At 51.0% G+C, this 9809-nt stretch carries 8 protein-coding genes; 1 reads left to right on the forward strand and 7 read right to left on the reverse strand.

The features are described from left to right. The 6 genes from IEV98_RS24265 to IEV98_RS24290 all read right to left on the reverse strand — a co-directional run. Window positions 1-1476, reverse strand: a 1476-nt coding sequence (locus IEV98_RS24265; RefSeq protein ID WP_188508662.1) for a CLIPPER-2 domain-containing protein, incomplete at its 3' end; no start/stop codon positions are given. 203 nt (window positions 1477-1679) lie between these two features. Continuing rightward, a complete protein-coding gene (locus tag IEV98_RS24270) occupies window positions 1680-2786 on the reverse strand; it encodes an AraC family transcriptional regulator (RefSeq protein WP_188508663.1) in 1107 nt (368 codons plus the stop codon). Next, window positions 2786-3868 carry a helix-turn-helix domain-containing protein gene (locus IEV98_RS24275; RefSeq protein ID WP_188508664.1) on the reverse strand — a complete coding sequence of 361 codons (1083 nt, stop codon included), beginning with the start codon at window positions 3866-3868 and terminating at the stop codon, window positions 2786-2788. The genes IEV98_RS24270 and IEV98_RS24275 overlap by 1 nt, the downstream gene beginning before the upstream one ends. A gap of 148 nt (window positions 3869-4016) precedes the next feature. Next, window positions 4017-5582: a tetratricopeptide repeat protein gene (locus IEV98_RS24280; RefSeq protein WP_188508665.1), complete on the reverse strand. Its 1566-nt coding sequence runs from the start codon at window positions 5580-5582 to the stop codon at window positions 4017-4019. 207 nt (window positions 5583-5789) lie between these two features. Next, window positions 5790-6374 (reverse strand): HD domain-containing protein, encoded by a 585-nt coding sequence (locus tag IEV98_RS24285; RefSeq protein WP_188508666.1) that lies wholly within the window; start codon window positions 6372-6374, stop codon window positions 5790-5792. 114 nt (window positions 6375-6488) lie between these two features. Beyond that, a complete protein-coding gene (locus IEV98_RS24290; protein WP_188508667.1) occupies window positions 6489-6725 on the reverse strand; it encodes a hypothetical protein in 237 nt (78 codons plus the stop codon). A gap of 705 nt (window positions 6726-7430) precedes the next feature. Here IEV98_RS24290 and IEV98_RS24300 point away from each other — a divergent pair. Next, a complete protein-coding gene (locus tag IEV98_RS24300) occupies window positions 7431-9203 on the forward strand; it encodes a thiamine pyrophosphate-requiring protein (RefSeq protein ID WP_188508669.1) in 1773 nt (590 codons plus the stop codon). 10 nt (window positions 9204-9213) lie between these two features. Here IEV98_RS24300 and IEV98_RS24305 read toward each other — a convergent pair. Continuing rightward, window positions 9214-9809 (reverse strand): OmpA family protein (locus IEV98_RS24305; protein WP_188508670.1); only part of this gene is annotated, 596 nt, incomplete at its 5' end.

A 9809-nucleotide genomic window follows, 5' to 3' on the forward strand; every position in this document is an offset into this window, starting at 1 on the left:
CGTCACGTTGCCCGTATTAGTCACAACGATATCATAACTGATCACGTCGTCCGTGCTGTCGTACGGGCCCGTGCTGGTGATGACCTTGGTCACCGTCAGTTCCGGCGTCTGCACGACATCCGTATCCGTCGGGTCATCCGGTATGCCCGTACCCGGATCGTCCGAATCATCCGTCACCGGATCACCGTCAGAATCCTCACCCGCCGCGGTCGCCTGGTTGCCAACGCTGCCGTTGTTCAGGTCCGTTAGGGTGATAGCATGCGTCACCGTGATGGTCACGTCCGCTCCCGGGGCCAGCGTACCGATGTTCTCCTCGCCCGCCGGGATCACCGCATTGGCATCCGTCAGCACGATGTTCTCTATTGTTACGTTGCCCGTGTTCTCAACCGTGATGTCGTAGGTGATCACGTCGTTCGTGCTCTCGTACGGGCCCGTGCTGGTGATGACCTTGGTCACCGTCAGTTCGGGGTATTCCACAAACACGGTAATGGTTTTAGGAGAAGATATACCCGGCGCTGAAACCCCATCCAGTGAATAATTATCCTGCAGGGTGTACGGAATGGTCGCCTCTCCCCGGAATCCCTCAACGGCGGTAAATGTCACGATACCCGAACTGTTTACCGTCCATTCCCCTTCAGCCGTCGTAGCAGTCTGTTGAATCCCCGGCGTCGATGGATCCAAATCTGCTGTACTTGGCACAATCGTTCCATCAAGATCAACCGCATTTTCTATGGCATCTATGGTTACGGGAGTCGTCTTTTTAGTCGTCGCTGTTTTATTTTCGGCAATCGGTATCTGATTGATGGCATCCAATGTCACCGAAATGTTGACGCACTCAAAATTTGCAGGCGCACTGGCGCCCGAGTTGTTTCCTGGATAAAACGTTAGGTTCATCGAAGCCGCTGTTGCCGTAAACCGCAGTTTATTCGTCCCCCACACATCCCGGGTAACGTCATTGACATTCACCCTCGGAAGGGAACCGACCTGAAAATCAAACTGGTCAATATATCTTCCGGCATAACCACCCGTTGCCGATAGCGAATAGATCGTTACTTCGTATTCCCGACCTGCCACCAAGCCGGTCATGGTCGTCCTGATATCTTCTTCCGCACCTGCCGTTCCGATATCCCGGAGCGAAATCCAAAAATCATGGCCATTGGGTGGCAGGGGCAGCGGAGCGGCATCCCACGTGGTCCCTCCTCCGGAAGTCCCACTGGCAGCAGCCGTATTCCTATTGGAAACATCCGGCGTACCCGCCCCTCTTACCCATTCCGAGTTGGGAACGCAGGTATGGCAAAGGGCCGTACCGGCTGAAGACGGAATACTCTGTGCATGGCCTATGACGACCGAAAACAAAAACAGGATTAAGAAAGACAATTTTTTTGATGGCAACGAAAGCCCCCGCATGCGCTTAGCAGCTAAAAAATCCGAAAGCAAGAAGAAAATGTAAACCAGTTTGAGGTAACTGTTTCTCATAGGACAACCGATATAAGTTAGAACAATAGTTAAGCAAACCCATCAACAGGCGAGCTTTCATTATCAAGCCGCAAACATGCGGAGAACGGCTAAAAAATAAGTATCACATGCTTGGGATGTCAATAATCCCAACGATTTGAGACGTTACCATGGCGCATTACCGGCGGCTGATCGCGACGCCGGATGATAGACAGTCAACACTTTCACGAGGTGATCCGACCGCGGTATTCCGAAGGGGTAATCCCTTTGAATTGCTTGAAGTACCGATTGAAAGACGCCTTGGCGGTAAAACCACTGCGAAAGAAAATCTCGCCGATAGTCATTTCCGGATGGGCATGCATCAGCGAAACCGCATGGTCTATCCGCAGTGCATTGACGTACGTATTGAAATTTTTGCCTATGCGCAAAGAAAACACCTGCGAAAGGTGATGCTTGGGGATTTTCAGTTGCTGGGCGAGCGACACCAAGGAAAGACCGTCGTCGAGGTAAGCTTGTTTGCCTTCCATCAGCAGCCTTAACGCGGTTTCATACCCGTCCAGCAGGTTCGCGGGGATCGCCGACTTCTCATACGGACCGCTGGTCGGTTGCGCCAAGCCGCTGGGTACCAACCGCCGGATTTCGGGCATCGTATCAACGGCAATCGCTTTCGCATCGGGACCACGGACAGTCCGGCCAACGATCTGCGAAAACAGGATAATCGATGCCGCCAACATGCATAGGAAAACAACGGAACCGTTAACCGGTGAATAAACCGACCACGCGACCACGCTAGCGTAGGCCACCGCCAAAAACAACACCGTCACAAAAGCCAGCACCATGGCCATCATGGCCATCATGCGCGATACATCGCGACGAAGCATATCGGTGTTTATAGGCCGGAAATATAACGCCCATGACGTATACGAGAGGAAAGAAACGGAAAGCGTGCCGTAAAGACTTAACCCCAAACGAAGCTCGTACCCCTTGAACAGCGCAGGCATCGCCAACCAAAGAAAATAACAGGCTGCAAACAACAGGAACGGTACGGCGTGCGTGAATACCATCGTTCTTCTCAACGGCATACCTGCGGCCAATCGATAGGCGAAGTACAGGAAAGGACCATACAGTAGGCCGTAAGGCGCAAAATAATCCAACCGCATCTGGTCAGCGAAATAGGTACGCACCACCAAGGCATGGGCGGCATGGATGGTTAAATATCCTAGGAAATAACACGCATACCGATCCAGCCTCGTCTTCAGCCCGGCTACCATGCGGATGTAAATCGATAGAAGCGAAACAGTGATTGTCGCGACCAGGATGTATGCCACCATCACGGCGAAATGCATAAAGTCCGGTCAGCGATCGTGCGCTGCATAGACCGGTACTCGGAAGGCGTCATGCCGGTATAGGCTTTAAAATAGCGATTGAACGATGTCTTGGAGTTGAATCCGCATTCATAAGACAAGGAATCCAGCGTAACCGTATCGTCCCGCTCTAAAATCCGCTGGATGGCGTACTCGATTCGTGTTACCGCGATGAACTGATAAAACGATTTCTTGTAATAGCCATTGAAAACCTGTGTCAATTGATGGCGGGGTATGGCTGTTTGTTGGGCAAGCATATCCAGGGAGACCGAGGGGTTGAGATAAAGCCGGGTGCGATTCAATTCCCGTTCAATGATTTCTGCCCATTCGGCTATCGACTTGGAATGAGGAGCGGCAACCTCGCCTCCGCCCTTCCCGCTGTAGCCCCGGAAAATGGGGACGCGTTGGAAAATCACGTAGCGTGCAATCAACGTGAGCCCAACAATCAGGAAAAGGTACACCATCGGGCGCACCTCGAATCCGATTTCGCTTTCGGCCACGCTCACTTCGTACAGCACCATGCAGCTGAGCACGACCAATCCGAAACATAGCATCGTCAGCTGGTGGATCAGGATATCGGTCGCGGTCGCTGGGCCTTTATAGACGTTATATAATCGTGCGGTAATTACCGCGTAAATAACTAACGATATCGCACAAGAGACGTAGTAGGCTTTTGCGTAGCCTATCGTCCAACTGTTTTCAACCGATTGCAGACTGGCAACGACAAACAGTGCAAGGTGCAGCAAAAACGGCAATGACAAATGCAGCAGCTGCCGGGAAGAAACCGACTTCTCCGGGAGGTAATACGTCCGGGCAAACAGATACAGCAGCACCGGATATAACATTCCGAACGGCAGCGGCGGCTCATACAAACCGGTATCGCCCTTTCCAATCCACATCAATTTATAGCCAACGTGCAGGCAAATGGTCCATAACCCCAAGGCGAGGTATCGATTGGCCGGATTTCCGCCATTGAAAAAAATCGTAAGCAAGAAGCCTGAGGCCAAAAGCGTATACAACAGCGAAACACTAACTAACAAACTTTCCATGATAGATACGGCAGTCAGAAGATGCACCAAAACTAGGATATCTGACCGGCATTCCGAATTATTCCGCTTACGAGATTACGGAATATAACAAGGATAAACAAGGCGTTAAAAAACTGATAATAAATCAATTAAACAGAATAAAAAAACCTCAAGCTTCCACCCGTTCATCCTTTTTGAGAAAGGCGATGAACGTCGAAGGCGACAAGCCGGTAATGTTCCGGAACACGGTCGTAAACTGGCTGTGTGTTGCGAATCCGCATTCTTCGGCTAGGTAGCTGATCTTATAATTGAGGTAACGGTTGTCCGCTTCCATTTTTCCGATGATGTAATTGACCCGGAGTTCATTGATGTAGCCGTTAAAATCCTTATTGCGGTAATTGTTGATGATGTAAGAAAGATACTTCGTATTGGTCTTCATTTTCCCTGCCAACACTGCAATGGAAATCTTCCGATCGGTAAATTGCTGGGACGACTCAAACCGCTCCAATTTCCGCAGCAAATCCTGCTTGGTGCTCTCCGGCATGATGTCCCGCTCCCGCTCCGTCGGAACCGGGGCCGACTGCCCATCGGTGGATGCACGCAAGCCCGTTTGTTTGAGTGTTTTGATAATTGCCCTGTACCGGCGCTCGTTTTTCCGCTGCTTGCGGATATAGATTCCCATGCCAAATCCAGTCAACACAATCAATGCAGCCGTTGTAAAGATCAATGTTTGATTGGAAGCCGTTACGTTAATGAGTTGGTGCTGTATCTGCGCAAGGAGATGGTCTGCATAACGCTTTTGCTTACCTGTGTTTTCCATTACCTGTATCAGGTACTCGTCACTGTATCGCCGATAGCCTTCATCGTCGCCCGTTAGCCGATAATACGCTGCCAGGTTCTTATAAACACTCATTTTGAGGTTAGGAAATCCAGTTGCTTCGGCAATGGCCAATGCTTGCTGGAAACAGGAATCTGCCTGTTCATATTGCTTGCCAGCCAAATGTATGCGTCCCAGTCCACTATAAATAAAGCCTTTAATCGGGGTATTAGCTTCCGATGCCTTCTGTTCGAGCGCCAAAGCTCGGCCATAATAAAATCTAGCCGAATCGACAGCACCCAGTTCGAGGTGGCATAAACCGAGTCGCTCATCGTTTTGCGCAAGTGCAAAATTTCTGACCACACTGTCTGCAAGATGAACAAAAAACGGCGCTGCTTTTCCGAAGTTGGTTATCGCCTCGCGGTATTCCCTTTCTTCCAGGTCATAAAAGCCAAGTTCTTGGAAACATTGTCCCTTAAATTGATTTACGGTTTCCGGATTTTTCACCTTTTCGATGACTTTCAATCCTTTTTCCACGTATTTCCGACCGGCGCCAAACAACCCGGTTTCCCGGTGCTGCGTGGATAATACCCCACATATCCGCGCCTGCCAGGCATAGTCACTCACCTGCTCCGCTATCCGCTCTGCCCTTACCGCGTAGTGAATGGATGAATCCCGGTTTGCCATCCTGTGGTACATATCGGAGATCAGCATCAAGGACCGAATCCGGTGTACGTCAGTACCAGCCTGCTGATAAAGGGAGTCAGCAGCCGCTAACGCCTTATCGACATCCTCACTGGCCGTGTGCATATAAATCTGCAGAAAGGCACGGTTAAAATCCTCATCATCTTTTGTTTGGGAAAAGAGGGATTGAACGGAAAACAAAAACGTAATCGAATAGCATAAAAATTGTTTCATTTGAGGCCCAGTAAGCTCGGTCTATTGCATCAACAACAGTACGTTGTTCATTTCGTTCACAAATATTGTGATTTTTCCGGACGTATACCGTCCCGAAAAACGAAAAACACAGAAAAGAGCCCTTATAAATGGCAAAACAACAAAAATCTTACAAAACAGAAATTGTAGCGATCCATGTGGTGCACTTCAAAGAAAAATTCGGTGGCGTTATTCTCCTCGAAGCTGCTTTATTTCGGCGTTGATCACAGCTAATGCTTTTTGGCGCAGCGAAGGCGCTCCCTTATCCAGTTGTAAAAGCAAATCCCTGTATTCCTGCAGCAAAACCCCTGCAAAATTGCTATCGTGCATTGCAATTTGCTGGGCATTATCAACGATATCTGCGTATTTAATCAGTTGGGATTCTGGCGAAATCTGTCTAAGCCGAGTAAGTTCCTTTTCCTTTCTTGTCCTCCGGTTGAACTGCGGATAACTTTCTTTGGTATACACATCCGTAAGTTCGACAACGTACCCCAACGTACGCACGGCATCAGCTGGATTGAATAGAGTTGACAGGAATTGCGATAGCTGATTTTCGGTGATCGCGGTGTCTTCGAGGACGTCATGCAACAACGCTGCCGCCAATACACAGTTATCTTTATTGATCCCACGGACAAGATTCATTACCCGTACGGGGTGTACAATATATCGTTCAGGCGTATACTTCCGCGTCTGCTCGCCATGTGCGTGGTCAGCATAATTTCTAACGGTAGTGAGCAGTTCTTGATTTGAAGGATCCGAATGAGCTAAACGCATACGATTGAAGACAAATAAAATTTAATCAAGCCAGTGAGTCAACAACCGCATCTGCGATTTTGTTTATGCGGACAACGCGACGGATCCGGCAGGGTACGCCATTGCCGCAATCGTTCACGGCCGTGGTGTGATCGAAAGTACCGTATCGGTAAACGTCCGTACCCGGACGATGCCGGAAAACTTTCCCTTAAAAAATGTGTTTACTTGCTCTCGTATAGCGGTATGTAGCGACTCCTCACTATCGCCCATGGCGATCAGCCCTAAATTGCCTTCTATCGCGGTGAACGCTCCGCCATTGGCTTCACACACCACGAACACCAATTCGTTTATATTTTCTAAAAACGCCTTCATATCATCCTGATTTTTCATTTATTCTTCGGCACGGCGATTTATATACCCGCATGCCAGACACTGGGGAATACCGTGTTCTCCATTAAAGCGACTATGGCTGCAATTAATAATAGGTAGCGAAATGGAATTGCGCTTCCTGTCGATCCTATTCAGAAACAAACTAGTGGTAGAAAGGGGGAGCGCGGAGTCCGTTTGCGTGAAGACAAGGCTCACCAATGTCGGGCCGGTATAACAGCACACCCCGAACGGAGCTAATTTCAGGACAAGAAGAATTGATTATACCGGCACGAGGTAACGGAGAAGTATTCGTAACTTCTCGTTTGACAAACATGGTCCGTTTACTCGCCTGGGTATATTTATGGGAATGGTTGCTGCGTGTATGGTCTTCGAATAGACGGTTTAAAATATGTTCTTTTTGACCAACATCAATGACGTGGGTATAACCGTGGTAGTGACTATGTGGAACCGAGTCGTGCCCGATCAAAACGAGCATGATACACAACATGGCCGCTGCCTTTATCCGGATAATCCAGTTCATCGCCAGCAAAAATAGGAAATTATTGTTGGAACAAACAAAAACAAACCGCTGCTGCACGGAACGGAAAGCAGCAACGGCTCAGTGATCAGTAATCAATAGGATCGGATAAAAATTGTACCGGGCCAAACCAATGCCGACTTATCCCGTTAGTATCAAAAAGACATCACATGAATGTAAGTGACTTTCTTATCGATCGACTGAAAACGTGGGGTATCAACCGCATTTTCGGATATCCCGGCGACGGCATAAACGGCCTGCTTGGCGCGCTCAACCGCGACCGCGACTTGGCTTTTATCCAGGCCCGCCATGAAGAAATGTCAGCGTTTATGGCGTGTGCACATGCCAAATTCACTCAAACCGTGGGTGTTTGCCTGGCTACATCCGGGCCGGGTGCTATCCATCTGCTCAATGGGTTATACGATGCCAAGCTGGATCACCAGCCCGTGGTGGCCATCATCGGGCAGCAGCGGCGCACCGCGTTAGGTAGCAATTACCAGCAAGAGGTCGACCTCATGTCGTTATTCAAAGATGTTGCCGGCGATTATGTGCAGCTACTCACCCATCCGGCCCAAGTAAGGCAGGTGGTCGACCGCGCCATACGGATTGCCGTTGCTAAGCGGACAGTTACAGCGGTGATTATTCCCAGCGACCTGCAAGAGGAGCCCGCAATCAAGGAACCGCCTCGCGAACATGGTTATATGGCTACCGGCACGGGCTTCCCCCACTCACGGCTGATCCCGCAACAGGCCGCGCTGACGAAAGCCGCCGAAGTCCTCAATGCCGGTGAGCGGGTAGCAATATTGGTAGGTGCCGGGGCTATGGGGGCGGCGGCCGAGATCGGGTCTTTGGCTGAAAAATTGGGTGCGGGGGTAGCAAAAGCCTTATTGGGAAAATCGGTTTTGCCGGATGACCTGCCATATGTAACGGGATCCATCGGTATGCTCGGCACCAAACCAAGCTGGGAGTTGATGGACAATTGCGATACGCTGTTGATGATCGGCAGCGGGTTTCCCTACGCCGAGTACTTGCCCGAACCAGGCAAAGCGCGTGGCGTACAGATCGACGTGGATGGCAGTATGCTCAGCCTGCGCTACCCGATGGAGGTGAATCTCTTGGGCGATAGCCTGGCCACCGTCAAAGAACTGTTGCCATTACTCCATTATAAGGAAGACCGCAGCTGGTTTGAACAGGTTACGGCCCAAGTAGCAGTATGGTGGGAGACCGTCGAAAAACGATCCGAACAAGCGGCTGACCCCATCAATCCACAACTCGTCATCCAGAAACTATCGCCCAAGTTGCCGGATTATGCCGTGATCACTGCGGACTCCGGTACCGCTGCGTTCTGGTACGCGCGCAACCTGCGGATACGGAGCGGCATGCTCGCTTCATTGTCGGGCAATCTGGCTACGATGTGTCCGGCCGTACCTTATGCGATAGCAGCGAAATTTGCCTATCCCGACCGGATGGCCGTGGCCATTTCGGGAGATGGTGCCATGCAGATGCTGGGCATGAATGAACTCATCACCATCGCCAAGTATTGGAAATCGTGGGAGGACCCCCGGCTATTGGTTATCGTATTGAATAACCGCGACCTGAATATGGTCACGTGGGAACAACGCATGCTTTCCGGCGAGCCGAAGTTTGAAGCATCCCAAGATATTCCCGATCTCAACTATGCGGCCTTTGCACAACTCGTCGGCCTCAAAGGCATCCGGGTAGAAAAGCCGGAAGAGATCGACGGCGCGCTCGATGAATTGATCAACGCCGACGCCCCTGCGGTGCTCGATGTCGTGGTCGACCCCAATGTGCCCATCATTCCATCGCACGTCGATTTCAAGACGTGGCAGCGGTTCACAAAGGCGCTTATGAAAGGCGACCCCGAGCAGTCGGGCATCATCCGCCAAATCATTAAAGAAGCGATGCAAGGCGGGATTTCTTAACCGTATACCGCTAATACACCAATACGGTCACTTCCGTTCGCCTGTTGGCCTGGTGCTGCTCGCTCGAGCAGGGCACCCCGTTGCCGCAGTCGTTCACCAACCGCGTCTCCCCGTAACCTTTCGCTACCATCCGGTCACGCGCTATCCCACGGCTCACCAGGTAGTCCACAGCAGCCTGTGCCCGCCGCTGCGACAGCGCCTCGTTGTAGGCGTCGCTGCCTCGGCTGTCCGTATGGCTCGACAGCTCGATCTTCAGCGTCGGGTTATCGCGCAGCGTACGCACCAGCTCATCCAGCACCGCCGCGGCATCCGGCCGGATGTTGTGCTTATCAAAATCATAATAGATATTTTCCAGTTCAAAGGTTTTGCCAACTTCGAAAACCGGCTCCAGCAGCAGGGCTACCTCCAGCGTGTCAGACTTCGTTATACCCAGTGTGTTTACTTTAGCCGAATCCGCATGGTACTTCTCCTTCTGCCCCAATACGGTGTAAGACCTGTCACGGTCCAGCACGAATTCAAAAGCACCTTCTCCGTCGCTGCTCTTCCTGGCCACGATCTCCCGGTTGCCATCGTACAGCGTCACCGATGCCCCGGCCAGCCGTTCGC

Source organism: Parapedobacter pyrenivorans, assembly GCF_014636865.1.
In the GTDB taxonomy this organism is placed as follows: Bacteria; Bacteroidota; Bacteroidia; order Sphingobacteriales; family Sphingobacteriaceae; genus Parapedobacter; species Parapedobacter pyrenivorans.

Coding starts and splice junctions, on each gene's coding strand:
- IEV98_RS24270 (WP_188508663.1), bottom strand. CDS start 2,786: ATGGTGGCATACATCCTGGTCGCGACAATCACTGTTTCGCTTCTATCG.
- IEV98_RS24275 (WP_188508664.1), bottom strand. CDS start 3,868: ATGGAAAGTTTGTTAGTTAGTGTTTCGCTGTTGTATACGCTTTTGGCC.
- IEV98_RS24280 (WP_188508665.1), bottom strand. CDS start 5,582: ATGAAACAATTTTTATGCTATTCGATTACGTTTTTGTTTTCCGTTCAA.
- IEV98_RS24285 (WP_188508666.1), bottom strand. CDS start 6,374: ATGCGTTTAGCTCATTCGGATCCTTCAAATCAAGAACTGCTCACTACC.
- IEV98_RS24290 (WP_188508667.1), bottom strand. CDS start 6,725: ATGAAGGCGTTTTTAGAAAATATAAACGAATTGGTGTTCGTGGTGTGT.
- IEV98_RS24300 (WP_188508669.1), top strand. CDS start 7,431: ATGAATGTAAGTGACTTTCTTATCGATCGACTGAAAACGTGGGGTATC.